The sequence below is a fragment of the Martinezella miluonensis genome (assembly GCF_900094545.1).
Classification (GTDB): domain Bacteria; phylum Pseudomonadota; class Alphaproteobacteria; order Rhizobiales; family Rhizobiaceae; genus Rhizobium; species Rhizobium miluonense.
The window spans coordinates 47,005-72,359 of the sequence record NZ_FMAH01000033.1 but is presented as its reverse complement, the minus strand read 5'-3'; the positions used below and the strand labels follow the sequence as shown (position 1 = coordinate 72,359).

Here is a 25,355-nt window from a genome sequence, read left to right as displayed (position 1 = left end):
AAAAGGCACATGAAGCAACTTTACTCAGGTTATTCATGATTTTATTAGAAATTTCGATGAAACTGATATTTGTAAGAATGCGCCCCTATTTATTCATCCACTGGACTTGTAATGGCACTGCGAAACTCTGAAATTTTGTTATCCATAGTTATCGCAACTCTTGGCCGAACCCACGAAATCGAAAGGCTGCTGAAGTCATTGGCAGCCCAGAAAGTGAATAATTTCGAGATTATCGTTGTCGATCAGAACAATGATGATCGATTGGGCCCTATTCTGGAAGTCTGGTCCGATAAATTGCCCATCACGAGAAAGCGCGCCGAAAGCCGCGGGGTGTGCCGCGCGCGCAATCTTGGTGCTACTTTTGCGAGTGGCGAGTGGCTTCTCTTCCCCGATGACGACTGCTGGTATCCAGAGGATTTCGTCTCCCAATTCGACACGTTGAGGGCAGTTCATCCGAGCGACTTCTACAGCGGCCGTCCCGTTGATCTCGAAGGCAATACGATCATGGGCACCTTCGAAAAGGCCCCCACTCTTGTGGATCGCAAGACCGTCTGGACGACGCTCATCGAATGGGCAATCGTCATCAGGAGGAGCTCATTCGAAGAAGTGGAGGGCTTCGCTGGAGAAATCGGCCCCGGCGCGGGCACCCGCTGGGGCGGCTACGAGGTTCAAGACATCGCCTTGAAACTGCTGAAAGCCGGGTATCAGGGCTATTACGTTCCTACGCTTGTCGGTCATCATCCGGAGGATCTCAGCGATCGCGCCTCGCCGGGCAGTGTTGCAAAGATACGCGCCTACAGCGTCGGCATGGGCTATGTGATGCGCAAGCATGACTATAGCCTTCAGTTTTTCCTTCCCCATCTGGTACGGCCGCTGATGGGCGTTGTTGTCTACACGCTGAGCGGCAAACCCGGCCTGGCAAAGCGTTCTCGGGAGATATTTTCCGGCCGCTGGTCCGGGTGGAACAGCGTGCCGGCCTTCAAAACCCACCAGAAGTGAGCCCGGACTTTTCCGACAAAATCGATGCGCGGTGCTGACTGCCAAGGTGAAGCTCGTCGCTGGACGATGCATGGCGACTTTTGCTAGACTTGTCCACAAGCTCAAAACCCATCACATCCCCGGTAAATCGCAGGCAGGTTTCTCATGCCGAAGATCGATGTTGCAGCCGTGCCGAAACTCAAGGGTACGCGCTATCCCGCTCCGTTCAACGATCCCTGTGCCGAGCGCATACGGCAGCGGCTGGGCGATGCCGGCGGCCTCACCGATTTCGGGATCAATCTCATGCGGCTTGCGCCGGGCAATTGGTCGAGCCAGCGGCATTGGCATTCCGAGGAGGATGAGTTCGTCTATGTACTGGAAGGCGAGCTGACGCTGGTCGAGGATGAGGGCGAAACAGTGCTGCACGCCGGCGATTGCGCAGCCTTCCCGAAGAATTCGGGCAACGGCCACCACTTGATCAACAGATCCGACACGACGGCTGTCTACCTCGAAGCCGGAACGCGTTCACCGACCGACCTCATCACCTGCTCCGACGTCGACATGATGAGCTCGAGCACCGACGGACGGTTCGTGCACAAAGACGGCATGCCTTATCCTGACGGCTAGAACTTGTCGCGCAATGATACGCTGCAGCTTTGCGAAGGCGACATGGGCGAAAGCGGCCGATCGCTCAGCTGGAGGATTACACCGCTTCCGCCAAGACTGGCGGATCGTAGCAGCACGCATCCTTGGAAACGCCCATGCGGCATCCACTCGCCTCGAGCGCTTCCGCAACCACTTCCACGAACAGGCGGCGGAACCACACCGAGCGGCTGTCGGCCTGATCGACACGCCGATAGAGCATCGTCACCGGATCAGCCGGCAGTTCGAACGGCGGCTCGGAAATCGTCAGATCGTGCAGTTGCGCCATGCAGCGGGCAATGGCTTCAGGAACCGTCGCGATGGCCGGAATGGCCCGTAGCGTCGTCGGCAGTGCGGAAAAGCGGGGAACCGTCGCTACGACCTGGCGGCGATGGCCGAGGCGCGCGAGAGCAACGTCGACACCGCTGGATATGGCGCCTTCAAGCGAAACGGTCACATGCGGCGCGGTCGCGAAATGCTTCAGGCTCAGCGGCGTTGCGCATTTCAGATGCCGGGCATCGTAGATGCACAACGACGCTTGCTCGAACAGCGGCGCGCGAACATGCCAGGAGGCAGGTTCGTCATGCACGGAGATACTGAAGTCAAAGGCGCCCTCGTCCAGCAGGCGCACGGCGTCGCGCCGGTCGAACGCCACGCTGATCAACCGGGCATTCGGCGCGAGTTGACGCAGCCGCGCCACCAGCGGCCCGAAGAAGGACGATTCGAGATTGTCGCAGAGGCCGATACGGAACTCACCATGCCAGTCCGCGGGATCGAAGGCTGCCGGCGGACGAATGGCACGCTCGATGCCGGACAGCGCATCCTCGATCGCCGGCGCAATGGAAAGCGCCCGCGGTGTCGGTTGCAAACCGCGGCCGACACGCACGAACAACTCATCATCCAGCGTCTCGCGCAACCGGCGTAGCGCCGCGGAAAGGCCCGGCTGGCCGAGCAGCAGACGCTCGGCAGCACGGCTGACATTCCGCTCCTGCATCAGCACGGAAAAGGCGAGCAGCAAGTTGAGATCGATTTTTCGAAGCGTTGCATCATTCATCATCACCAGTAATACCTGACATGGTTACTATCAATTTGCAATAGGGTTTGAAGATGTACATTTTCTCGTTCCCTGCCGCTTTCAACCTCCCGAGAGACGGCAGCCCGGAGCAATTCCAGGAAAAGTGCGTAGCGGTTTTCCGTCCGGAATTGCGAGTGAACAACGGCATAGGGCCTTCCTGCGCTCCGAGAAGCACCTGACGGCTCTAGAAAGGAACGATCCCGATGACTTCTTCCCAAACCCGAAGCGGGGCGGGATTGGCGTTGCTGCTGCTATGCGCCGCCAATTTCCTCGACGCCATGGACGTCTCCACCATTGGTGTGGCCCTACCCGCGATCCAGAAAGAGCTCGGCATGCAGGCCACTTCGCTGCAATGGGCCGTCAGCGCCTATGTGCTCGGCTATGGCGGCTTCCTGCTGCTCGGCGGCCGCGTCGCCGATCTCTTCGGCCACCGCCGCGTCTTTCTCTGGTCGCTCGCGGTCTTTGCCGCCGCCAGCATTGCCGGCGGCTTCGTCGATAGCGCCCCGACCCTGATCGCCGCACGCCTGATCAAGGGCATTGCGGCCGCCTTCACGGCGCCGGCAGCCCTTGCACTGCTGCTCTCCGTTTTCGGAGAAGGCCCGGCGCGCGCCAAGGCGCTCGGCGTATTCTCCTCCACCGGTGCCGCGGGCTTCGTGCTCGGCATGGTGCTCGGTGGCGCAGCAACCATCATCAGCTGGCGGGCGACCCTGGTCATGGGCGCACCCGTCGCCATTCTCGCCCTGATCGTAGCACCTCTGGTCCTGCCCGCCGATCATAAGCGAAGCGGCCCAAGCGCCCGTTTCGACTGGGCCGGCGCCTTGACGATCACCCCTGGCCTGCTGCTCTTCGTCTTCGGTGTCACCAATGCAGCCGCCGATGGCTGGCAGGCCTTCGCAACCTGGGGCTCGCTCCTTGCCGCCCTGATCCTGATCGTGCTGTTCCTGGTCGTGGAATCGCGCCATCGCGATCCGATGGTGCCGCTCGCCATGTTCCGCCGCGCCAAGCTCAGCCATGCCAATGCCATCGCCGCACTGTTCCAGGGTGCCTATGTCGGCTTCCAGTTCATCGCGACACTCTATTACCAGACCGTCGTCGGCTGGTCGGCCTTTGCCACTGGCTTTGCCTTCGCCGTCGGCGGCACCTGCGTGATGTTCCTCGCACCACGCTTTGCGACGATCGGACAGAATCGCGGGACGACGACACTGATGACGTTCGGCGTGGGATTGCAGGCTATCAGCTATCTCTTCTGGGTGCTGTCGGCCGGCCAGATCGATACCATCGTTCTCGTCATCATCTCCCAGCTGCTGCTTGGCGTCGGCTATGCCATGACCTATCCGTCGATCCAGGTCGCTGCCCTGTCTGATGTCAGCGACGATGAATCGGGCCTTGCTTCCGGCATGCTCTTTGCGTCGTTCCAGATCGGCGGCGGCATCGTCCTGGCGGCAGCATCGGCGGTCTTCAGCGCCGCACCGAGCTTCGGCTGGAATCCCTATATGGCCGGCATCGGTTTCGTAACGATCCTGGCTGCTGCCATCACGCTGCTCGCAGCCGTCGGTCCGCGGTCTTCCGCTGCGAGAACGGCAAATTATCAGGCTGCGGAATAACTCAAAGCAAGATAACCCGCTCGACGGGCGGGTCAATCCTTCTCTGCGCCGGCAGCTTCGTCAGCACGGCGCATCAGGAAATCACGCTCCCTCTGATTTTCAGCAAGCGCGGCAGCCGTTTCGAAAGCTCGCTGCGCTTCGTCGTAGCGACCGAGCTTGTAAAGAAGATCGCCACGAACACTCGGTAGGAGATGATAGTCCTTCAGCGCAGGCTCATCGCGCAGACGCTCGATGATTTCCAATGCCGCCTCGGGGCCATCGACCATGCCGACGGCGACGGCGCGATTGAGTTCGACGATCGGAGAAGGAATGAGCTTCGCAAGCTCCGCATAGAGTGTGGCGATCCGCCTCCAGTCGGTTTCCTCGGCGGTCCCCGCCCTCGCATGACATGCAACGATCGCGGCCTGCAAGGCATAGACCCCGCCGGCACCGCCAATTTGCTGTACCCGCTTCAGGGCCTGCAAGCCGCGCTGGATCTGCAGCCGGTCCCAACGGGCGCGATTTTGTTCGAGCAGAAGGATCGGGTTGCCGTCGGCATCCGTCCTCGCCGCAGCACGGGAAGCGTTCAGTTCCATCAAGGCCAGCAGCGCATGCGCTTCGGGCTCCAGCGGAGCCACGGAGGTCAACACTCGGCCCAGCCGCAGCGCCTCATTGCACAATTGCAACCGAAGCCAGTTTTCGCCGCGCGCTGCCGTGTAGCCCTCGTTGAAGATCAGATAAACGACCTCCAGCACCGAGGCCAGGCGTTGCGACAATTCCTCCCCGTGCGGTGTTTCATACGCGAGCCCCGATTCCGACAGTGTCTTCTTGGCACGGACGATGCGCTGGGCGATCGTCGCTTCCGACACCAGAAATGCTCTGGCGATTTCCTCGGTCGTCAGACCGCAGATCATCCGTAAGGCCAGCGCCACGCGCGCCTCGCGCGAAATCAGCGGATGGCACGCCGTGAAGATCAGGCGCAGCATTTCATCGCCGATATCGTCATCGAGAGGGGTGTCTAGATCAGGCATGATCTGCTCCTCCTCCTCCATCTCCCGAACGATCAACTCGTGCTTCTGGCCAAGCATCCGGCGACGGCGCAAATGGTCGAGCGCCCGGCGTTTAGCGGTGGTCATAAGCCACGCGCCGGGGCGCTCGGGGATGCCCGTTTGCGGCCATCGTTCCAATGCGACAATCAGCGCTTCCTGCGTGAGATCCTCGGCCAGCGGCACATCGCGCAGCAATCGCGCCAGACTGGTGATCAGCCGCGGCTGCTCGATCCGCCAGGCGGCCAGGATCGCGCGATGGGTGCCGGCGGTCGTCAAGACCGCCCGCCCCGATGTAGAGCAGGAAGCATCATGCCCGTGCTTCGGCGAGTGGATCGCATACTCCCTCCGCGCCCGGTTCAAAATAGGGGCGGACTTCACAGGTGCCCTCCCAACCGGGCATGAAATCCTTGTGCAATTGCATGAACTCGACCGCGAGCGCCACGGCCTCCTCCTTACTCTGCAGTTCGAAGATCGCATAACCGCCGACGACTTCCTTGGCCTCGACGAAGGGACCGTCGACGACACTCAACTTGCCATCCTTGATCGTGACCCGGGCGCCGGTCGCAAGCGGCATCAGCCCCGCGGTATCGATCATACGGCCGGCCTTGATCTCCCGATCGGCGATCTTGTGGATGGCTTCGGCAAGCTCCGGCGTCGGATGCATGAAATCCTTGGCAGTGACAATAGACATGAAACGCATGGGAAAATTCCTCCGGAAGCGAGACGCCGGCACCATTGCCGCTCAACAAGCCCGCTCATATTGACAACGAAGCAGCCCTCTGGAAATCGACTGTCGTTTCGAAAAATCTGCATGACGACCGAAACGCCGGCAAATCGTACTTCCGGCCCACACAAGTCATCAAGATCGGCAACGCTCAAAACGACCTAGGATGCAGCCGAAAAGCTTGGGTTTGGATGATCCTGCAACTCGCCGCATCGCTTTGTTGACTTCGCATAATCATTGCAAGATGGTGAGGCGAAATTGCACCTGCGGACTTTCAAAAGCCGGCGTCCCCTCAATGGCGCAGCCTCCAGCAAAGCTCTGCAGACAACTCGGCGGGAGCTTGTTTTCATGTTCGACCACATCTCGATCGGCGTCAAAGATCTGGCGCGGGCGCAGACGTTTTACGACGCAGCACTTTTGCCGCTCGGTTATGAACGCCTGAGCAACTTCGATGGCACGATCGGATATGGCGCGGAGCGCCCTCAATTCTGGGTCAGCGAAGTGGAACACCCCGTGCCCGCCGATCGTAGCTCCGGCCTGCACTTCTGCTTCGTCGCCCCCAGCCAGGAAGCCGTCGACGCATTCTACGCCGCCGGCATTGCCAATGGCGGCGAGGACAACGGCAAGCCGGGCATCAGGCCGGACTACAGCCAGTTCTATTACGCGGCATTCGTCATCGATCCCGATGGCTACCGACTGGAAGCCTATTTCAAAACCGGCGAATAGGCGCAAGTCCGGCGCTATCGACCCGTAGCCAAATCGTCGGTCAACGCTCGAAGGCCCGAGATTAACCCGTTAGTTTCCTTGGATAGTTGATCTTTCAGGCGCCTGTCCGACTTTCGCCGTGGACGCAGTCGGATCGTGCCAATCTGATGTTTGTGCAGGATATCGGCTGCCACCTGTTTTTGGATTTCTTCGAAGAATGGCCGGCGCCGCCTATCTCTCGGATGCAGCTCTGGTCTGGCATTTATCGCTAGCGGTTTCGCAGCCGAAGCCCACGTTCGATCATCAATCATTCAGGTAAATGTCAGGAATGACAGCCAAGGTCACCAGCTTTGGCGCTCAAAGCCACGCCCTGCGATAAGGGTCTTCCGGCTCCGCCGATAGCACTGCATCGGAGAAAACGTTTGAACGACGACAATACCTCACCTGGCTGGCGCCTCGTCAAGCCAGCCATCGGCAGTGTCACGCTATGCCTCCTAGCCACGTTTTATGTGCTTCTTGTGACAAACCGGATGTTCTGGACCAAGTCCTATGGCTATTTCACTGCCGAGCCCGCCGCCTATTTCGCCTTTGCAGCCGGCATCTCCGTCGGCATCATGGCGCTCTTCACCTTCTTTTCCGCCAAATACGTCACGAAACCCGTCCTGATCTTCTTCGTCCTGGTGGCATCGGTATCGTCCTGGTTCAACGATCAATTCGGCGTCATCATCGACAAGGAAATGATCCGCAACGCCGCGGTCTCGACAGGGGCTGAAGCCGGGCACCTGATCACGGCACGCTTTGCAACATATGTCGTGCTGACCGGCATTCTGCCCTCCCTACTGATCATCTGGGTGCGTGTCATCCATCGCCCCATCCTCAAGAAGCTCGCTCACAACACCGTCGTCATCCTTGCCTGCTCCGCGGTCTTCGTCGCCGCCGGAACTAGTTTCTACAAAACCTATGCCGGTATCGGGCGCGCTCATCGCGACCTTATGGACACCCTTAACCCCGTAATGCCGGTCGCCAATGCGGTACGTTATGTCATCGACTCCGCCAGAGATGCCAATGTTGTTGCAACCCCATTGGGCACGGACGCCCGCAGAGTGGGCATTGTCGACAACGGCAAGCCGCGCGTCACGATCATCGTGGCGGGCGAGACCGCGCGCGCCCAGAATTTTTCGCTCGGCGGTTACGACAAGCCGACGAACCCGGAACTGGCAAAGCGCAATGTCGTCTACTTCCCGAACACCAGCAGCTGTGGGACGGCAACGGCAACGTCGATCCCCTGCCTGTTCTCCGTCTACACGCGCGAGCAATACAGCCATCGCAAGGGGCTGGAGACCGAAAACCTGCTCGACGTGCTGACCCATGCGAAGGTAGACGTGACCTGGCTGGACAACGACACCGGCAGCTACGACGTGGCGGACCGCATTCCATACGCTTATTTGCCGCCCTCGAATGATCCGCGCTTCTGCAAAGACGGCGAATGCAGGGACGAAATCCTCGTCGACAAGGTCGACGGCTGGCTGGACAAAGTAAAGGGGGACAGCGTCCTGGTGCTGCATCAGCTGGGCAGTCACGGCCCTGCCTACTACCAGCGCTATCCGGAGGAGTTCCGCCGCTTCCGCCCCGATTGCCGCTCCAATGATTTCAGCTCTTGCTCACGGGAAGAAATCACCAATGCCTATGACAATACAATCCTTTACACCGATCACATCGTCTCTATGGTCATCGACAAGCTGAGGCAGCGCTCGAACTCGGTATCCGGCGCAGTGCTGTACTTCTCGGATCACGGTGAGTCGCTTGGCGAAAACGGCATCTACCTGCACGGCGCGCCCTATATCATCGCTCCGGTACAGCAGACGCAGGTGCCGATGCTGGTCTGGATGGCCGACGATCTGGCGAAGGTCGCAGGCTACGATATGGCCTGCATGTCGAAGCGCGCCGCTCAAGGCACACATTCGCACGACAATATCTTCCACAGCGTCCTGGGAATGATGGACATATCGACGAAAGTCTATGATCCGGCCCTGGACCTGTTCGCCGCCTGCCGCACGCCATCTAACAAGCTGGCGCTGAACTGAGGAAAGACCTGTGACAATCGGCGGCCGCCGCTCTGCAGCCGCCGGTCTCACAAGTTTGTTCAAAGCCGCTTGGGCTCGCGGATCGTCCGCTCGTTTTCGACATTGCCGGTATTCAGCGTCGTATTACGTTCGAAAAGCACGACTTCACACGTCGGCTCGGCGACCGGGCAATGTTCCACCCCATGCGGAACGATGATGTATTCGCCCGGACCAAGGACGACATCGCCGCCGTTTTCCTCGCGCAGCTTCATACGCAGCGTGCCCTTGACGACGAGGAACAGCTCATCCTCTGCCTCATGATGGTGCCAGTGGAAGGCACCATCCAGCTTGACGAGCTTGATCTGAAAATCGTTGATATCGCCACCGACGCGCGGACTCCAAGTCTCATCGAAGGCTGCAAAGGCTTTGGCAAGATTGACTTTTTTCAGTGCGACCATGTGTTTCCTCGCTTTGATCCAACTGGGCTGATGTCGAAGCTAATATTGGCGGGCGCGTCGCCAAGCGCAACGCCGGCGCCGCCGAATATCGGCCGGTTGCCATCGGCATATCGAATTCTTCGAAGGTTTCAGCCGAAACTTTCCGGGTAGTTGGCGACCGGGAGCGACACTACATGCTGTCTCAACATCATCATTTCGACACATGACAGGAAAAATCATGACGACAAACAATGTCGAATTCGGACTCGATACGTTCGGCGACGTCACCTTTGACGGCACGGGCACGCCGCTTCCGCATGCGCAGGTCCTCCGCAATGTCGTCGAGGAAGGCGTCCTTGCCGATCAGCTAGGAATAGACTTCTTCGGCATCGGCGAGCACCACCGCGAGGACTTTGCGGTCTCCTCCCCCGAGACGATCCTCGCCGCAATCGCCAGCCGCACATCGAAAATCCATCTTGGATCGGCCGTGACAGTGCTGAGCTCGGATGACCCTATCCGCGTCTTCCAGCGCTTCTCGAGCCTCAACGCCGTTTCGAACGGCCGCGCCGAAGTCATTCTCGGCCGCGGCTCGTTTACGGAGTCCTTTCCGCTGTTCGGTTTCGAGCTGTCGCAGTACGAGCAGCTCTTCGAGGAAAAGCTCGATCTGTTCGCAGCCCTGCTCAAGAACGAGCCGGTGAACTGGCAGGGCAGCATCCGCCCCCCGCTGCGCAATCAGAAGGTCTTCCCGACCATCGAGAGCGGCCAGCTGAAGACCTGGATTGGCGTCGGCGGCAGCCCGGAATCGGTCGTGCGCGCCGCTCATTACGATCTCCCGCTGATGCTGGCGATCATCGGCGGCAGCCCCTACCGCTTCCAGCCTTATGTCGACCTCTATCACCGCGCCTTCGAGCAGCTCGGCAAGCCCGTACGGCCGATCGGCATCCACTCGCCCGGCTACATCGCCGAAACGGACGAACAGGCGCGCGAGGAGCTGTGGCCCTGCTTCAAGGCAATGCGCGACCGCATCGGCCGCGAGCGTGGCTGGCCGCCCATGACGCGCGCGGAATTCGACAACGAGATCGAAAAGGGTTCACTCTATGTCGGCTCCCCTGAAACGGTCGCCGCCAAGCTCGCCCCGGTCATCAAGACGCTCGGCATCGATCGCTTCCAGCTGAAGTACAGCGCCGGTGCGCTCGGCCATGACAAGATGTTGCGCTGTATCGAACTCTATGGCCAGAAGGTGATCCCGGCGGTGCGCGCTGCACTAGCGGCATAATCCCGGCCGGATATCCCTCCTCGCCTCTTCATCGGATCAACGGGCGCTTCGTTTCACAGCGAGACGCCCGTTGCTTTTTTTGTTGTCATTTTCCTGAAGTAAATGCTACGGATAATAAAACTGTAGCAATCACTACGGCATAAAAATATCCGATGAAAGAAAAGACGCAAAAGCCTCACACTTTCGACGACCGTGTTTTCGGCGTCCTCGAAACGCTCGCGCCGGCGGAGCAACGCATCGCCCGTTTCATTGTCAATCAGAAACAGTCCGTCTTGCTGAATTCGGCTGCGCAAATCGCGCAAATCGCCGGTACCAGCGATGCAACGGTGGTGCGCACCGCACGCGCCCTCGGCTTCGAAAGCCTGTCGACATTGCGGGCCGCCTTGCTTGCGGAACTGACTGGAACGCCCTCACCCGGAGCAAGGATGGAGCGCACGTTGGCTGAAACGGGCAGCCAGGCAGGCAATGCACTTCGCCATGTCATCGACATGCATGAGCAGGCATTGGGCGTCCTGCGACATGAGGAATTTGCAGCAAGCTTCGAGCGCTGCGTCGATATTCTGGCGGGTGCGGCCCGGCGCCATGTCTTCGGCATTGGGCCATCGGGCGCCATGGCTGATTATGCTAGCCTGCAGTTCAACCGCATCGGTCTGCCGACAAACGCGCTCTCTGCCTCGGGCATCGCGCTCGCCGATCGCCTGCTCTGGATCGGTGCCGGTGATGTGGTGCTGATGATCGCCTATGCGCCGCTCTACCGTGAAGTCGAGGTGCTGCTCGAGCATGCAGGTCGCCGCGGCGTGCCCGTTATCCTGATCAGCGACGACCTTGGCCTGCTAGTTGCCGACAGGGTGGCTGAGGTCCTACCCGTTCCGCGCGGCAATGCCGGCCACCTCGCCATGCATGGCGGCACAATGGTGCTGATCGAAGCGCTGGTCGTTGCGCTTGCGGCAAAGGGTAGAGACGTCGCCATCGACAGCCTTGACCAACTCAGCCAACTTCGCGGCACCATCGATAAGTCATGGAACAAGCGCGGCACGAGGAAGCGCAAGTGAGCGGCAACGACAGTCGCCGGACAGGAATGCTGTCCTTGCAAGCTCATCCGGCACATCAAGAAAATCATCCGCAAAATATCATGCCGATTCAAAGCCCTAACCGTCATTCGGGAATCAGTTCATGAACAACCTCACACCTATTCTGTCCACTGTGACGGCGTCCTTTCTCGGCTCGTTCGTCGAGGTCGTCGAGGCCTTCACCATCGTCCTTGCCGTCGGCGTCACGCGCAGCTGGCGCCCGGCGCTAACAGGCGCAGCGCTTGCCCTCGCCGTGCTGGCGGCGCTCGTCCTCATCTTCGGACCGCTGCTCGCGCTGATACCGATCGAAATACTGCAATTCGTCGTTGGCGTTCTGCTGATCCTCTTCGGCATGCGCTGGCTGCGCAAAGCCATTCTCCGCTCGCTCGGCGTCATCGCCCTCCATGACGAGGACGCGGCCTTCTCGAAGGAGACGGCGGCGTTGCAGGCGCAATCCACGGATCGCCGTGCCGATTATCTCGCCGGCCTCGCCGCCTTCAAGGCGGTGCTGCTCGAAGGTGTCGAAGTGGTCTTCATCGTCATCGCAGTCGGTGGCGCGCACGGCCTGACGCTCTATGCCGGTTTCGGCGCGCTTGCCGCCTTCGTGCTCGTCATGCTGATCGGGCTTCTGGTCCATCGTCCGCTTGCCACCGTGCCGGAAAATACCCTCAAATTCGTCGTCGGCCTGATGCTCACCAGCTTCGGCATCTTCTGGACCGGTGAGGGCATCGGCGCACATTGGCCGGGAGCGGATCTCGCGCTGATTGCCATCTTCGCGATCGTCTCTCTCGCGTCCTACGCCATCATCCGCGGCATGCGCGGCTCCAGCGGCAACCCAACAGCAAAGGCAGCCCAATGAACGTCCTCCGCATCGCCCTGTCCGAGCTTATCGGCATGTTTATCGATGACGGCAGCCTCGCAACGCTCTGCCTCATCCTCATCCTCGTCATTGCCGGCGCGGTGGAGTTTCTCGCCATGCCGCCGCTTGCAGGCGGGCTTCTCTTGCTGATCGGCTGCCTCGCCATCCTGCTCTACAGTGTCCGCCGCGCCGTGAGGCGATGACGCCCCTCGACAGAACTCGTCACGGATGCGAAGAATTCGGCAGTGTCGGCGAAATGGAGAAACGGTCACATGAGCAGCGCTTATCCCGAAGTCTATCTCGTACGGCACGGACAGACGGAGTGGAGCCTTTCCGGCAGGCATACCGGCCGCACCGATATTCCCTTGACCGCTGCCGGCGAGGAGGCTGCCCGCAAGGTCGCCGGACGTCTGCCGGCCATCGATTTCGCCGCCGTCTGGTCGAGCCCGTCGCAGCGTGCGCAAAACACCTGCGCGCTGGCCGGCTTCGGCAATCGGCGCGTCGTCAAGGAGGATCTAGCGGAATGGGATTATGGCGCCTATGAGGGCATCACCACCAAGGCGATCCTCGCCGAGCGCCCGGGTTGGCAGGTCTTTCGCGACGGCTGCCCGAATGGCGAGACGGCCGCCGATGTCGGCGCCCGCGCCGACCGGATCATCGGCGAACTTCGCGGCATCGACGGCTCCGTCCTGATCTTCTCCAGCGCCCATTTCCTGCGTGTCTTCGCCGCCCGCTGGGTTGGCTTGCCGGCGGAAGGCGGCGCGCATCTGGTCCTCGATACCACGAGCATCAGTGTCCTCGGCTACGAACATGACTTGACCGAACCGGTGATCCGTCGGTGGAACCAGGTCTGACAGACGCTCAGCGATCCGCAGCATTTCCATGAGCGTTTCGGGCGGCCACAGGCCGCCCGATGTTTTTCAAGAAGCCAGCTTCCAACCACTTTCCACGCCTTGAGGTCTCGCTTGCCAACTTCAACAGGCAGTTCAAGGTGCTGAAAGGCATGACGCCGCGCGAATATAGGGCGATGTTCGTCAGCAGCTGATGGATACCGCAAGCACTCTTGCAATTCTCGCCGCCGCAGCATCCGCCGCCTGAGCTTCCATGCGAGCGATACCGAACAGCAGCCCCGGTCGAGCCGGACCGAGATGCAGCAACGACATCGCGCGCAAGGCGAAGCCGTGAGCGTTAACGGCACGCATGCCGGCAACGTCATCGACCTCCTCGTCGCGGAACCAGCCTGCCAGCTGCAGCCCGCCCCCGCCCTCGCCGACCCGAAGCCACGCACCGCAATGACGATTGAGAGCGGAAACGACCGCCGCCATACGCTCAGCATAGACGCCATTCATCCGACGCAGATGCGCACGAAACCGGCCTTCCCGGATGAAATCGGCCAGAGCGGCCTGGATATGGACCGGCACGATCACCCCTCGCAGCCGCTGTGCTTTCTCGACGGAGGCGACCAGCCTGGAAGGCACCACGGCATAGGCGATCCGCAGACCGGGTGCGAGGGTTTTCGAGAACGTCCCGAGATAAGCCACCACCTCGCCACGATCGATCCCCTGCAGCGCGGCAATCGGACGGGAGGCATATTGGAATTCGCTGTCGTAATCGTCCTCAAGCACGATGGCGCCCTTGGTGCGGGCAAATTCGAGCAACGCAAGGCGCCGCGACAGGCTCATGGTCGCACCAGTCGGGTATTGATGCGAGGGGGTGACGTAGATCAGCCGGGGCGGCGGCCCCGCTGCGCGCGAAATATCGATCCCCTCCGCATCGCACGGCACCGGCACAAGCGTGGCGCCGGCCATGCGGAACAATGCGTGTGCAGTGGCATAGCCCGGATCCTCGATCCAGATGACGCCATCATTTGGATGGTCTGCCCAGAGCAGGACGCTGGCGAGCAGATTGATCGCAGCACCCGTCGATGGAACGATCAGCACCTGTTCAGGCCGGGCGATCACGCCGCGGGTCGCCGCGATATGATCGAGGATCGCTTCCCGCAATTCGCGAATGCCGCCGTGGGCGGAATAACCGAGATCATGCACCCGAAGCGAACGAGCGCGAGCGCCCAGGCATCGCGCCCAGGCGGCATGAGGGAAAGCGGCCACATCGGGAACGCCGGGCTCGAACAAACCGCCGCTTGCGAACTCAATTGCCTGGGGCAGGTTGGGTTTCAGCGTCTCGGATTGCCCCAGCAACGGCGATGAGAAAGCCGCGACCCGGGTTGCCGCACCCGTGGTCGATTGCAGATAGCCCTCCGCCTTCAGGCGATCATAGGCATTGACGACGGTCGAGCGCGCAACGCCGAGCGATATGGCTAATCCGCGCGTCGAAGGTACGCGTTGGCCTGCCGGCATCTGCCCGTGCAGGATACGGTCACGCATGACACGGTAAACTTGGCCTTCCAGATCGCCCGAAACCCGGTCAAGTGCCGGCCATTGCGCTACGGATGTCATGAGACTCCAACTGGTCTGCTCAAAATCAAAAAACTGGCTGTTTATAACCTACCTCTTTGTTGGCAGAGATCAACGATCAATCGATGAGGACGACATGGCCGACCAATACCCGCCACCAACAGAGGATTACCCCACCACCGAGCGCAGCCGCGTGCGGCGCAGCCCGAAACGCGGCACTCATGGCCGCGCGGACGTTCACGCGATTCTAGATGCCTCCCCCCTCTGTCATGTCGGCTATGTCATCAACGGCGCGCCCTATGTGACGCCCACGCTGCACTGGCGCGAAGGCGAGTATGTTTACTGGCACGGCTCGTCCGCCAGTCGCTTCCTGCGCGCTGCCGAGGACATGCCGGTCTGCCTGACCTGCAGCATCATGGACGGCTACGTGCTTGCCCGTTCCGCCTTCAATCATTCGGTCAACTATCGCTCGGCCATGGTCTTCGGCACGGCGCGCCTAGTCGATGATCCCGACGAAAAGAACCATGCCTTGCGCCAACTCATCGAAGATCTGTTTCCCGGACGCTGGGACAACCTGCGGCCAATGACCGCGCAAGAGGTGAAGGCGACATCCGTCCTGCGAATGGAAATCGACGAGGCCACGGCCAAGGTCCGCAACGCCCCGCCGGGCGATATCGATGAGGCGGATTACCCGGTCTGGGCCGGTGTCCTGCCGATAAGGAGCCATCTGGCATCGGCGGAAACCGCACCCGGCATGCCCGACAATATTGAGCTACCGCAAGCGCTCGCGGACCTGATAGCATCAGGCCGAATTCGCTGATCTGCATTCGAAGACCAAAGGACGTTGATATGGATCTTGCCAACTGGAGTGGCGTGCCTCGCCCCGAACGAACCATCCTTGACGGTCGCTATGCCCGGATTGAGCCACTCGATCCTGCGCGCCATGGCGCCGAGCTGTTTGCCTCAGCCCAGGCTCCCGGCGCCGACAATCGTTTCCGCTATCTCTTCGAAGACGCCCCCGCCGACTACGCCGCGTTTTCTCCCTGGCTCGAGAAAGCATCCTCCAGCACCGATCCCCTGTTCTTCGCAACGATCGACAAGCGAACCGGTCGCGTCGAAGGCCGTCAGGCATTGATGCGCATCGACAACACGCATGGCGTCATCGAGATCGGCAGCATCCTCTGGGGGCCGGCGATCGCCCGCAGCCGGGTAACGACCGAGACGCTCTATCTGTTTGCATCCTACGTCTTCGACACGCTCGGATACCGTCGCTTCGAATGGAAGTGCCACAATCTCAACGAACCCTCCAAGCGTGCAGCCGAGCGCTTCGGTTTCACCTTCGAAGGCATTTTCCGCCAGCACATGGTCGCCAAGGGCCGAAACCGCGACACCGCCTGGTTTGCGATGATCGATGCCGACTGGCCCAAGCTGAAAGCCGGTTATGAGCGCTGGCTGAGCCCTGAGAATTTTGACGAAGCCGGGCAACAGAAGACCAAGCTGACGTTTGGATAGACCAGCCCTTTCGACTGCAATTTTTGCTACAGAGACTTGCGAAAATAAACGACGCGCTCGGTTTCGACGAAGCCGAGCGCTACGTGGAAAGTGTGGCTCTCAAGATTGTCGATCAAAGCATCGGACGCAAATTCCGTGCATCCGGCGGCCCGTCCCCATACGGCAACGGCCTCGCATAACGCCTGTGCCGCGCCCTGCCCGCGACTTTCTCTGCGAACATAAATACCCTCGAGAAATAGGACAGGCGAGGTTTCGCAGCCATTGACGTAATCGTGCCGCAATGCCGCTTCAGCAAAACCAATAGCATGGTCTGCCGCATCGATCGCCACGAACCCAATACTGCCCTCAGCGGAACCAAGCCGTTCAAGCTCGGAACGGTGATGCTCGACCGAACCATCGGGCCAAAGCTCAGCGCGCAACCGCGCCCACGCATCCCAATATTCGGATCCAGCTTTCTCTATCCGCACGCCCATACCTTCCCAAGGTTTTGCCGGCCGTCAGTGAGGGTGGAAAAATTTCACTTTCGACTCCACAATCATCACGCTACATATCGCGCTTGCTCACGCGAAAATTATTCGATGGTCAGTATCTGAGGATGATGGCATGACATTTCAAAGCAGTTCGCGTCTTTACGCTGCTGTTTCAGCCCTGTTGTGGCCGGCAATCTTCTGCGCTGGATTGACCGGCGCCTATTTCGCCTTCGAATCGAACATGCACCTCCTCTGGTTCAATGTCGTCTATCTCTCGACGGTAGCGGTGATCGCGCTCTTCGAGCGGCTAATGCCCTATGAGAAAACCTGGCTGAAGCGCGATGGCGAGACATTCAACGATGTCGCCCATACGCTGCTGACCAAGGGGGGCGTACAGATCGCCGCCGCCATCGGCACGTCCTTTCCCATGGCAGTGGCGACGGTGGCGCAGCCGATGCTGAGCTACCATTCTCGCTTCTGGCCGGACCAGTGGCCGATGATCTTCCAGGTGGCGCTCGGCCTCATCATCGCCGAATTCGGCCTCTACATGGCGCATCGCCTCGCCCATGAGCATCTGTCGCTATGGCGCTTCCATGCGCTGCATCACAGCGTCGAACGCCTATGGGTCATCAATACCGGCCGTTTCCATGTCATCGATACGCTGTTCAAGATCGCGCTCGGCCAAATCCCGCTCTATCTGCTCGGCGCCCCGCTGCCCGTCTTCCTCTGGATCGGTGCGGTGACGGCCTTCATCGGTCTGCTCACGCACTGCAATGTCGACATGCGCACCGGGCCGCTCGACTGGATCTTCTCGACGCCGCGGCTGCATCGCTGGCATCATTCCAAGGTGCTTGCCGAGGGCAACACCAATTATGGCGAAAATCTCGTGATCTGGGATCAGCTGCTCGGCACCTTCCATAATCCGGCGCGCCCCTCCTCCACGGATATCGGCATCACCGGCAAAGTCGCCAAAGGCTTCCTCGCCCAGCTCACCCAGCCCTTCTCGAAGAAGGGCCGCAAGGAGATCATCGGCAAGAAGCCGAAGGAACTGATCCTTAAGGAAGAACAGGCCACGGCGGCAAGGCGGAGCAGCAACGCCACCATCCGCAAATCAGGCTAGAACCGCTTTCGAAAAATCGCTATCCGCCCGGCACCCCGACGGATGCGTTTATCGAGGTACGCCCTGTGGATAGAAACATTCCGAAAAACTTCGACCCGAGAAGGCACGTAATTCCGTTTCAAACCGGGAAGATATTGTCATCTAACGTGTATTGAAAAAGCCCCCCTAGGGGATTACCTAGGTCCACGCGATTTATTAGCAATGAAAGATTAGGAAAATCATTGAGATGGAAGGGAGGTTCAGCACAGAATACCTCAAGCAACTTCATAGAATATTTTTCATTTCCAGAGAAATAGACCGGCTTGAACGAGAATTCATCAAGCAAGGAATAGCACATTTTCACGTTTCCGGCGCCGGGCATGAGTCGACGGCGCTGCTCAACGAATTCCTCCAGGATAATGACTGGCTGCATCTGCACTATCGCGACAAGGCCCTGATGCTGGCCCGCGGCATGCCAATCCGCGAATTTTTCTCAAGCCTGCTCGCGACTGCCAATTCTCATTCCGCCGGCCGGCAGATGAGCGCGCATCTTTCCTCTCGCGCTCTCAACATCACTTCGATCGTTGGCCCGGTCGGTAACAATGCATTGCACGCAGCCGGCGTCGGCGCGGCGCTGAAGCACCGGCACGGCAAGCCGATCGCCATCTGCTGCGTCGGCGATGGTACGACACAGCAGGGCGAGTTCGTTGAAGCTGTCGCCGAAGCCGTGCGCGGCCAGTATCCCGTCGTCTTCGTCATCGAGGACAACAGCTTCTCGATCTCGACGCGCACGAGCAAGCAGACCTTCTTCGACTTGCCAGACGGCCCGGCTTCCTCATTCTATGGCGTCGACATTATTCGCACCGACGGCGACGACCTGACGGCCTCGCGTGAAGCCTTCCGCAAGGCCGTTCGCTACAGCCGCGACAGCCGCGCGCCAAGCATCGTGCTTCTCAACGTCGAGCGCCTGTCTGATCACACCAATGCCGATGATCAAAAGACCTATCGTACGACGCTGGAAATCGAAGCGAGTTCCTCGCGCGATCCGCTGCCCAACTTGCGGGCCATGCTGCAGAACGCAGGCGTCGGCGCCGCTGCGCTTGAGAAAATCGAGCGTGAGCTGACAGCCGAGGTGCAGGCCGAGGCCGCCCTTGCGCGCAAGGAGGATGCTCCCAAGGTCGAGCCGGAAGCCAAGGCTCCCTACCCCACTTCTTTCAGCCAATCGGCGGAATATCGCGGCAACGAACGCGAAGCGACGCTCACGATGCGCGAGGCGCTGAACGATGTGCTCGAGCGGCAGCTCGCCGCCAATCCCGAGGTCGTATTGTTCGGCCAGGATATCGAAGACCCGAAGGGCGATGTCTTCGGCGTCACCCGCGGCCTCAGCACCAGATATCCCGACCGCGTGCGCAATGCGGCCCTCAGCGAATCCACCATCGTCGGCACCGCCGTCGGCCGTGCGCTCGCCGGCCAGCGGCCGGTCGCCTTCCTGCAATTCGCCGATTTCCTCCCTCTCGCCTATAACCAGATCGTTTCGGAGATGGGCAGCATGTTCTGGCGCACCAATGGCGCCTGGGAAGCTCCGGTCATCCTTATGGTGAGCTGCGGCGGCTACAAGCCGGGCCTTGGTCCCTTCCATGCCCAGAGCTTCGAGAGCATGCTCGCGCACACGCCCGGCATCGACGTCGTCATGCCCTCCAGCGCCGGCGATGCGGCCGGTCTGCTCAATGCCGCCTTCCAATCGCGGCGCCCCACCGTCTTCATGTATCCCAAGGCGGTGCTTAACAATTCGGACGGGCGTACTTCGACCGACCTCGACAAGCATTTCGTCCATCCCGGACTGTCGCGCCACGTTACCCGCGGCCGCGACCTGACGCTGGTCAGCTACGGCAACACGGTCTCGCTATGCGCCAATGCCGCCAAGGCCTTCGAAGCCCAGGGCTTCTCGGTCGAAGTGATCGACCTCCGCTCGATTTCGCCCTGGGACGAAAAGGAAGTGCTGGCAAGCGCGAGGCGCACCCGCCGCCTGATCGTCGTCCATGAGGACAACCGCACCGTCGGCATGGGCGCTGAGATCATCGCCACTGTTACCGAGAAGACAGACGTACCGGTTGTCGTTCGCAGGCTTGCTCGCTCGGATGCACACGTTCCCTTCAATTTCCGCAACCAGCTCGAGACATTGCCGTCCTACAGCAAGCTAGTCGACCTGATGGCCGAAGTTCTCGAATGCGAGGTCACCTGGCACGAAGAGGACGACAGCGGCCCGACCGCAGCCATCAAGGCGATCGGCTCCGGCCCCGCCGATGAAAACGTGCTGGTCACTGACGTGCTGGTCAAGCCGGGCGATACGATCGAGGTCGGCCAGCTCGTCGCCGTCGTCGAAGCGACGAAGGCTTCGGTGGAGATCTGCGCCAATATCGGCGGTGTCGTGCAGGAAGTCTTCGCCAAGGTCGGCGATCAGATCGCCACCGACAGCCCGCTTCTGACCGTCGACGCCAATCGCGAGACGAGCGAACGGAATTTCGCTCTTGCTTCGGAAGTGCAGAACAAATTCGTGCTGCGCCGCCTGAAGTCGCACACGATTCCGGCGTTGCGCCGCCATTCCGGCAGTTTCTCGGAGATCGCCGTCCACGGCATTGGCTTTGCGACCGGTGGCCGCCGCGTCACCAACGACGAGATTATCCATCATTGGCCGAGCCGGCGCGCCGACGAGATCTTCGCCTTAACCGGCATCAAGAGTCGCTTCTGGGTCGGCCCCGACGAAGGCACGCTGAGCCTTGCCACGAAAGCCACGCGCGACCTGCTACAGCAGAATCAGATCTCGATCCACGATATCGATCTGGTAATCGCCGCCACCGGAACGCCTGACATCGCCACACCGTCGCTGGCAAGCCGTGTCGCGGTTGCCGTCGCCGAAGATGGTGTGCGCCCCTCGCTTGCCGCCTACGACATGGGTGCGGCCTGCTCCGGCTATCTCTACGCATTGCAGCAGGCCTATGATTTCATCGCGCAGCAGAACGACGCCAAGGTGCTCATCATCACCTCGGAAGTATTGTCGCCGCTGCTCGATATGAAGGATTTCTCCACGGCAATCCTCTTTGGCGACGCCGCCACGGCCAGCCTCGTGACCAGCCGCGACATGGCGCGCAACCCGCTCTTTACCGCGAACCGCCCGATCGTCAGCGGCCGGCCGGAACCGGGCGATCTGCTCTACGTTCCGCTGCCGGACGATGGCGTCATCGCCATGAACGGCCGCACGGTCTTCACCGAAGCGGTACATTCGATGACCCGCTCGATCGAGAATGCCTGCGTCGATGCCGGCATCGAGCTTGCCAATATCGATCTGCTCGTGCCGCATCAGGCCAACCAGCGCATCATCGACACCATTGCCAAGCGCAGCGGTCGCCCAGCACTCAGCGTCATCGAGACCTATGGCAACACCAGCTCTTCGAGCATCCCGCTCGCCATGCTGCATGTCGCCAAAGAACACTCCGAGCCGCTCAATCTTGGCCTCGTCGCTTTCGGCGGCGGCATGACCGCCGGCGCAGCGATCGTGCGAACGGTGAAATAACCAACAGACCAGCGACCTTAATCGGACAGATGTTTCGCGCCCCTCCCGGGCGCGCGGCATCGCTCGAATATGGCCGCAATCCAGCGGCGATTCCCACATAAGCGGGAAGACGATCTCGGTCGCGATCACGCATAGGCAGCACGAAGCATCAAGTTTTTGCAACCTATGCGGCCTATGCTTCATTACAATTCATCCATCTTTGCCTGTGCAATCCCTTGAAAAGCACCTGAGCGGTACTTTACTTGATGTGCATGGCCAAGGTACCTGCTCCAGCGCATGCGACGCATCTGCGATACGAACTTGCCCCCGATGCAACGGCACGACAGGCAATGGAGGAGACCTTCGCCGCATACAGGCAGATGATGACGCTGCTAACAGAGATCGTTCCGGACAGAGCCGGCGCGAATCTGGTTAAGCTTCATGAGCTTGCCTATGAAACCATCCGCGAACGCACCGCCTTGCCCGCACGCCTCGTAACACTCGGCCTGCGCGTTTTTGCGGTCAGTAGAGGTGATTTGGCAGACAGCAACCGCCTGCCTCTCGATGAAAAACTCTTTGCCATCAAGGGCCCGTCAGACCTGACAATCTCGACGGTGCGCGGCCGCGTCGCCGTGCCCTTCGATGTGGCCGGTTATTTCAAGGGCTGGGAGAGCGTCTTTCCCGCCTATTTGATCGCCGATGACGGCCACTACGCGATTCACATCGGCGTAACGCCCAACTCCCGCCGAACGGAGGAAAACATCATGACGAACGAAGGCATTCTTTCCCGCATGGGGCGGCTGATCGCCGGCCTCGCCAACACCGCCATCGACAAGGTGGAAGGCACAAACAAGATCGCGGTCATCGAGCAGGCTTTGCGGGAGATCGATGCAGCCGCAGACGATGCCCGCGCCGATCTGGGCAAGGCACGTGCAGAGGAATACCGCATTCAGAGCCGCCGCAACGAAATCGTCGATGACCTCGCAGCCCTCGACGACAAGATCCGGCTTGCCGTCTCCACCGACCGCGACGATCTCGCCAAGGCTGGCGTCGCCCGCCAGATCGACCTCGAAGCCCAGATTGCCGCGCTCGACAAGGCGCTGGCAGATGCGAACGAGCAGATCGACGAGGGCCAGAAGGCGTTGCAGGCCGTGCTTGCCACCCGCCGTGAGGCGGAAGCGCGTCTGGTCGATTTCAAGCGCAGTATTGCCCGCCACACGCCAGAGGAAGCAACAGGCGGAAATCCGCGTGCAACTTCGACGTCCGGCGCTGCACGCGCAGCAGCCGCGGTCTCCCGCCTGACCGGCGTGCCGGCTGGCGAACCCACAACCAGTGCCGAGCTCGACGAGCTCGACCGCCTGCACCGGGAGCAGGCTATCGAAGCACGCCTTGCCCGCTTCAAGGCCAACGGCCAGTAAACGATGCACCTGTTTCTCGCACCCGAATGTGCGCCCTTTGCCATTGCGGCAATGATCCTGATCGGACTGACCGTCATCGAAATCCTGTCGATGCTGCTCGGCTTCTCATTGAGCGAATTCATCGGCAAGCCGCATTTCGATGGGCATGCAGGCGTACTCGCCGGCCTGCTTTCCTGGATCAATATTGGCGGCGTGCCGCTGCTGATCCTGATCATGCTGCTGCTCGGCATGTTCGCCATCACCGGCTTCGCCGTACAGACGGTCGCCGATAGTATCTCTGCACCGCTGCCGGCAATCGTCGCGGTCCTTCCCGCCACCGTTCTCACCATTCCGCTGGTGAGAGGCTCAACCCGTACCATCGCGCGGCTTATCCCCCGCGATGAGAGCTACGCCGTCGACTCCGCAAATTTCGTCGGCCGCACCGGCACGGTTACCATCGGCCCTCTGGATCAGGGCCTGCCCGGCCGCGTCAGCGTCAAGGATGCCTATGGCAACTGGCATCAGCTGCGCGCCAGCGCCGCCAAGGGCGAAAACCCTTTGCCGATCGGCGCGAAAGTTCTGCTTGTGGACCGCAAGGCCGACATCTTCGTCGCAGTTTCCGCCCCATCGGACCTTAGGGAGTCCGGTGATAAATCCTCTACGGAGCAACCTTCATGACCGACCTTTACAACCTTATAGTTCCCGCAGGCATCGGCGTCGTCCTTATCCTCGGGATCGGCTTTGTCCTTGCCTCGCTCTATGTCCGCTCGAGCCGGGATGAAGCCTATGTGCGGACCGGCCTCGGCGGTCAGAAAGTCGTCCTCGACGGCGGTTCCGTCGTCCTGCCGATCTTCCACTCGATCGCCCGCGTCAACCTCAAGACCCTCCGCCTGGAAGTCCAGCGCGGCGAGAATGACGCGCTGATCACCAAGGACCGCATGCGCGTCGATATCGGCGCCGAGTTCTACGTCCGCGTCAAGCCAGACAGCTCTTCCATCGCTCTTGCCGCACAAACGCTCGGCAGCCGCACCAACGACAGCGAGCAACTGCGCCAGTTGATCGAAGCAAAATTCGTCGACAGCCTGCGTTCGGTTGCGGCCACGATGAACCTCGACGCCCTGCAGGAACAACGCATGGACTTCGTCAAAGCCGTGCAGGATGCAGTTGGTTCCGACCTGCAGTCCAACGGTCTCGAACTGGAATCCGTGTCGCTGACACGCCTCGACCAGACCGATATCAAGCACTTCAATGCCAACAACTTCTTCGACGCGCATGGTCTTGCCGCGCTGACCCGCGTTACCGAAGCGCGCAAGAAGGAACGTAACGAGGTCGTCCGCGATACCGAAGTCGCGATCGCCCAGAAGGACCTCGAAGCCCGTCAGCAGTCCCTCACCATCGAGCGGACGAAGCGCGAAGCCGAGCTGAACCAGCAGCGCGACATCGCCAACAAATCGGCCGCAACCCGCGCTGAAACCGCGCAGCAGGAACAGGCCGCCAAGCGCGCGGAAGAGGAAGCCCGCATCGCTGCCGAACAGGCGATTGCCGAACGCGAGGCGGCAGCAAAGCAGGCCCGCGAATCCGCCAACATCGACTCGACCCGGGCGGTGCAGCAGCGCGATACCGAAGCCCGGCGCGACATTCAGATCGTCGCGCAGGAAAGCGCCATTGCGGTCTCCAACAAGAGCCGTGAGGAGTCGGAAGCCAAGGCGAAGGCGGAAGCTGCCCGCGCACTCGCTATCGCTGCCGAAGAAAAGGTCGGCACCGCCAAAGCCGTTGAGATTGCAGAACGTGAAAAGCAGATCGCCGTGATCGACGCGCAGAAGCGCGCTCAGACCCAGGCGACCGCCGTCACGATTGCGGCAGAAGCCGAAAAGCAGGCGGCGACCGACCAGGCGGAGGCCATCAAGACGCTGGCAACGGCTGAAGCGGATGCCGCGATCATCAAGGCCAAGGGCATTCTGGAAACCGGTAAGGCGACGGCCGAAAGCGAGGCGCTGCTCAACGAAGCCCGCAACAAGCTTAGCCCCGCCATCATCGAATTCGAGATCACCCGCGAGCGCATCCGCATCGTGCCCGCCGCTCTTGCCGAGGCCGTCAAGCCGATCGAGAAGATCTCTGATATCAGGATCTTCGACACCGGTGGCATGCTCGGCCGCAACGGCAACGGTGCCACTGGCGGCAGTGGCGTCGGCCTCGGTGAGGGCCTTGCCGGCCAGCTGCTCTCCTACCAGGCGAACAAGCCGATCCTCGACCGCTTGCTCAAGGAGGCCGGCTTCGACGGCGACAATGCCATCTCGGCGCTGCTCGGCAAGCTGGACGGCAAATCCGCTGGGGCTGAGGCAGAAGAAGAGTATTACGAAGAGGACGACGCCGAAGAGACGGATAAGCCTGCCTAACGCCTGCCTCTGATCGACAAAAATAAAACCCCTGAATCCGCAAGGGTTCCGGGGTT

24 protein-coding genes are annotated in these 25,355 nt (G+C 60.7%); 18 read left to right on the top strand and 6 right to left on the bottom strand.

All coding sequences use genetic code 11. The features are described from left to right. Positions 1-111: 111 nt before the first annotated feature. Both GA0061102_RS23085 and GA0061102_RS23080 read left to right on the top strand, forming a co-directional pair. Entirely contained in the window at positions 112-999 is an 888-nt protein-coding gene (locus tag GA0061102_RS23085) for a glycosyltransferase family 2 protein (RefSeq protein ID WP_092853611.1), read from the top strand. Between the two features lie 144 nt (positions 1,000-1,143). Then, on the top strand, positions 1,144-1,605 hold the full coding sequence (locus GA0061102_RS23080) for a cupin domain-containing protein (RefSeq protein WP_092853609.1): 462 nt from the start codon (positions 1,144-1,146) through the stop codon (positions 1,603-1,605). Between the two features lie 76 nt (positions 1,606-1,681). Here GA0061102_RS23080 and GA0061102_RS23075 read toward each other — a convergent pair whose 3' ends face one another. After that, on the bottom strand, positions 1,682-2,677 hold the full coding sequence (locus tag GA0061102_RS23075) for a LysR family transcriptional regulator (RefSeq protein WP_092853607.1): 996 nt from the start codon (positions 2,675-2,677) through the stop codon (positions 1,682-1,684). Between the two features lie 221 nt (positions 2,678-2,898). On the opposite strand from GA0061102_RS23075, the gene GA0061102_RS23070 reads away from it, so the two are divergent. Beyond that, positions 2,899-4,299 (top strand): MFS transporter, encoded by a 1,401-nt coding sequence (locus GA0061102_RS23070; RefSeq protein WP_092853605.1) that lies wholly within the window; start codon positions 2,899-2,901, stop codon positions 4,297-4,299. 32 nt (positions 4,300-4,331) lie between these two features. On the opposite strand, the gene GA0061102_RS23065 is transcribed toward GA0061102_RS23070, so the two are convergent. Next, positions 4,332-5,603: an RNA polymerase sigma factor gene (locus GA0061102_RS23065; RefSeq protein WP_092853603.1), complete on the bottom strand. Its 1,272-nt coding sequence runs from the start codon at positions 5,601-5,603 to the stop codon at positions 4,332-4,334. A 31-nt stretch (positions 5,604-5,634) separates the two neighbouring features. Continuing rightward, positions 5,635-6,027 (bottom strand): YciI family protein, encoded by a 393-nt coding sequence (locus tag GA0061102_RS23060; RefSeq protein WP_092853601.1) that lies wholly within the window; start codon positions 6,025-6,027, stop codon positions 5,635-5,637. Between the two features lie 372 nt (positions 6,028-6,399). Here GA0061102_RS23060 and GA0061102_RS23050 point away from each other — a divergent pair, with 372 nt between their 5' ends. Both GA0061102_RS23050 and GA0061102_RS23045 read left to right on the top strand, forming a co-directional pair. Then, positions 6,400-6,777 carry a VOC family protein gene (locus tag GA0061102_RS23050; RefSeq protein ID WP_092853597.1) on the top strand — a complete coding sequence of 126 codons (378 nt, stop codon included), beginning with the start codon at positions 6,400-6,402 and terminating at the stop codon, positions 6,775-6,777. 401 nt (positions 6,778-7,178) lie between these two features. Beyond that, positions 7,179-8,840: a phosphoethanolamine transferase gene (locus tag GA0061102_RS23045; protein ID WP_167668048.1), complete on the top strand. Its 1,662-nt coding sequence runs from the start codon at positions 7,179-7,181 to the stop codon at positions 8,838-8,840. A gap of 59 nt (positions 8,841-8,899) precedes the next feature. On the opposite strand, the gene GA0061102_RS23040 is transcribed toward GA0061102_RS23045, so the two are convergent. After that, the gene (locus GA0061102_RS23040) at positions 8,900-9,277 is read right to left on the bottom strand and encodes a cupin domain-containing protein (protein ID WP_092853595.1); all 378 of its coding nucleotides are present in this window, start codon (positions 9,275-9,277) and stop codon (positions 8,900-8,902) included. Between the two features lie 217 nt (positions 9,278-9,494). On the opposite strand from GA0061102_RS23040, the gene GA0061102_RS23035 reads away from it, so the two are divergent. The 6 genes from GA0061102_RS23035 to GA0061102_RS33625 all read left to right on the top strand — a co-directional run bounded on the left by GA0061102_RS23035 (position 9,495) and on the right by GA0061102_RS33625 (position 13,506). Next, a complete protein-coding gene (locus tag GA0061102_RS23035; protein WP_092853593.1) occupies positions 9,495-10,532 on the top strand; it encodes an LLM class flavin-dependent oxidoreductase in 1,038 nt (345 codons plus the stop codon). A gap of 152 nt (positions 10,533-10,684) precedes the next feature. Continuing rightward, entirely contained in the window at positions 10,685-11,584 is a 900-nt protein-coding gene (locus tag GA0061102_RS23030) for a MurR/RpiR family transcriptional regulator (RefSeq protein WP_092853591.1), read from the top strand. A gap of 121 nt (positions 11,585-11,705) precedes the next feature. After that, positions 11,706-12,461 (top strand): COG4280 domain-containing protein, encoded by a 756-nt coding sequence (locus GA0061102_RS23025; RefSeq protein ID WP_092853589.1) that lies wholly within the window; start codon positions 11,706-11,708, stop codon positions 12,459-12,461. After that, complete coding sequence (locus GA0061102_RS23020; protein ID WP_092853586.1) at positions 12,458-12,664, top strand: hypothetical protein; 207 nt, start codon at positions 12,458-12,460, stop codon at positions 12,662-12,664. The genes GA0061102_RS23025 and GA0061102_RS23020 overlap by 4 nt, the downstream gene beginning before the upstream one ends. Before the next feature lie 69 nt (positions 12,665-12,733). Continuing rightward, on the top strand, positions 12,734-13,315 hold the full coding sequence (locus tag GA0061102_RS23015) for a histidine phosphatase family protein (RefSeq protein WP_092853584.1): 582 nt from the start codon (positions 12,734-12,736) through the stop codon (positions 13,313-13,315). A gap of 59 nt (positions 13,316-13,374) precedes the next feature. Then, positions 13,375-13,506 carry a MucR family transcriptional regulator gene (locus GA0061102_RS33625; protein ID WP_245298110.1) on the top strand — a complete coding sequence of 44 codons (132 nt, stop codon included), beginning with the start codon at positions 13,375-13,377 and terminating at the stop codon, positions 13,504-13,506. On the opposite strand, the gene pdxR is transcribed toward GA0061102_RS33625, so the two are convergent. Next, positions 13,496-14,917, bottom strand: a complete 1,422-nt coding sequence (pdxR, locus tag GA0061102_RS23010; protein WP_092853582.1) for a MocR-like pyridoxine biosynthesis transcription factor PdxR — start codon at positions 14,915-14,917, stop codon at positions 13,496-13,498. The genes GA0061102_RS33625 and pdxR overlap by 11 nt on opposite strands. Before the next feature lie 94 nt (positions 14,918-15,011). Between pdxR and GA0061102_RS23005 the strand changes: the two genes are divergently transcribed. Together GA0061102_RS23005 and GA0061102_RS23000 are read left to right on the top strand one after the other, a co-directional pair. Beyond that, the gene (locus GA0061102_RS23005) at positions 15,012-15,695 is read left to right on the top strand and encodes a pyridoxamine 5'-phosphate oxidase family protein (protein WP_092853580.1); all 684 of its coding nucleotides are present in this window, start codon (positions 15,012-15,014) and stop codon (positions 15,693-15,695) included. 29 nt (positions 15,696-15,724) lie between these two features. Beyond that, a complete protein-coding gene (locus GA0061102_RS23000) occupies positions 15,725-16,387 on the top strand; it encodes a GNAT family N-acetyltransferase (protein ID WP_092853578.1) in 663 nt (220 codons plus the stop codon). Between the two features lie 26 nt (positions 16,388-16,413). On the opposite strand, the gene aac(6') is transcribed toward GA0061102_RS23000, so the two are convergent. Beyond that, complete coding sequence (aac(6'), locus tag GA0061102_RS22995; RefSeq protein WP_167668047.1) at positions 16,414-16,860, bottom strand: aminoglycoside 6'-N-acetyltransferase; 447 nt, start codon at positions 16,858-16,860, stop codon at positions 16,414-16,416. Positions 16,861-16,990: 130 nt separating this feature from the next. Between aac(6') and olsE the strand changes: the two genes are divergently transcribed. The 5 genes from olsE to GA0061102_RS22970 all read left to right on the top strand — a co-directional run bounded on the left by olsE (position 16,991) and on the right by GA0061102_RS22970 (position 25,299). Continuing rightward, positions 16,991-17,977, top strand: coding sequence for an ornithine lipid hydroxylase OlsE (gene olsE / locus GA0061102_RS22990; protein ID WP_092853577.1), 987 nt, complete (start codon positions 16,991-16,993; stop codon positions 17,975-17,977). 226 nt (positions 17,978-18,203) lie between these two features. Next, a complete protein-coding gene (locus GA0061102_RS22985; RefSeq protein ID WP_092853575.1) occupies positions 18,204-21,527 on the top strand; it encodes a thiamine pyrophosphate-dependent enzyme in 3,324 nt (1,107 codons plus the stop codon). Between the two features lie 245 nt (positions 21,528-21,772). After that, positions 21,773-22,924 (top strand): PspA/IM30 family protein, encoded by a 1,152-nt coding sequence (locus GA0061102_RS22980; protein ID WP_092853573.1) that lies wholly within the window; start codon positions 21,773-21,775, stop codon positions 22,922-22,924. Between the two features lie 3 nt (positions 22,925-22,927). Further along, positions 22,928-23,581: an OB-fold-containig protein gene (locus GA0061102_RS22975; RefSeq protein ID WP_092853571.1), complete on the top strand. Its 654-nt coding sequence runs from the start codon at positions 22,928-22,930 to the stop codon at positions 23,579-23,581. Beyond that, positions 23,578-25,299, top strand: coding sequence for a flotillin family protein (locus GA0061102_RS22970; RefSeq protein WP_092853569.1), 1,722 nt, complete (start codon positions 23,578-23,580; stop codon positions 25,297-25,299). Before GA0061102_RS22975 ends, GA0061102_RS22970 begins: the two co-directional genes overlap by 4 nt. Positions 25,300-25,355: the final 56 nt, after the last annotated feature.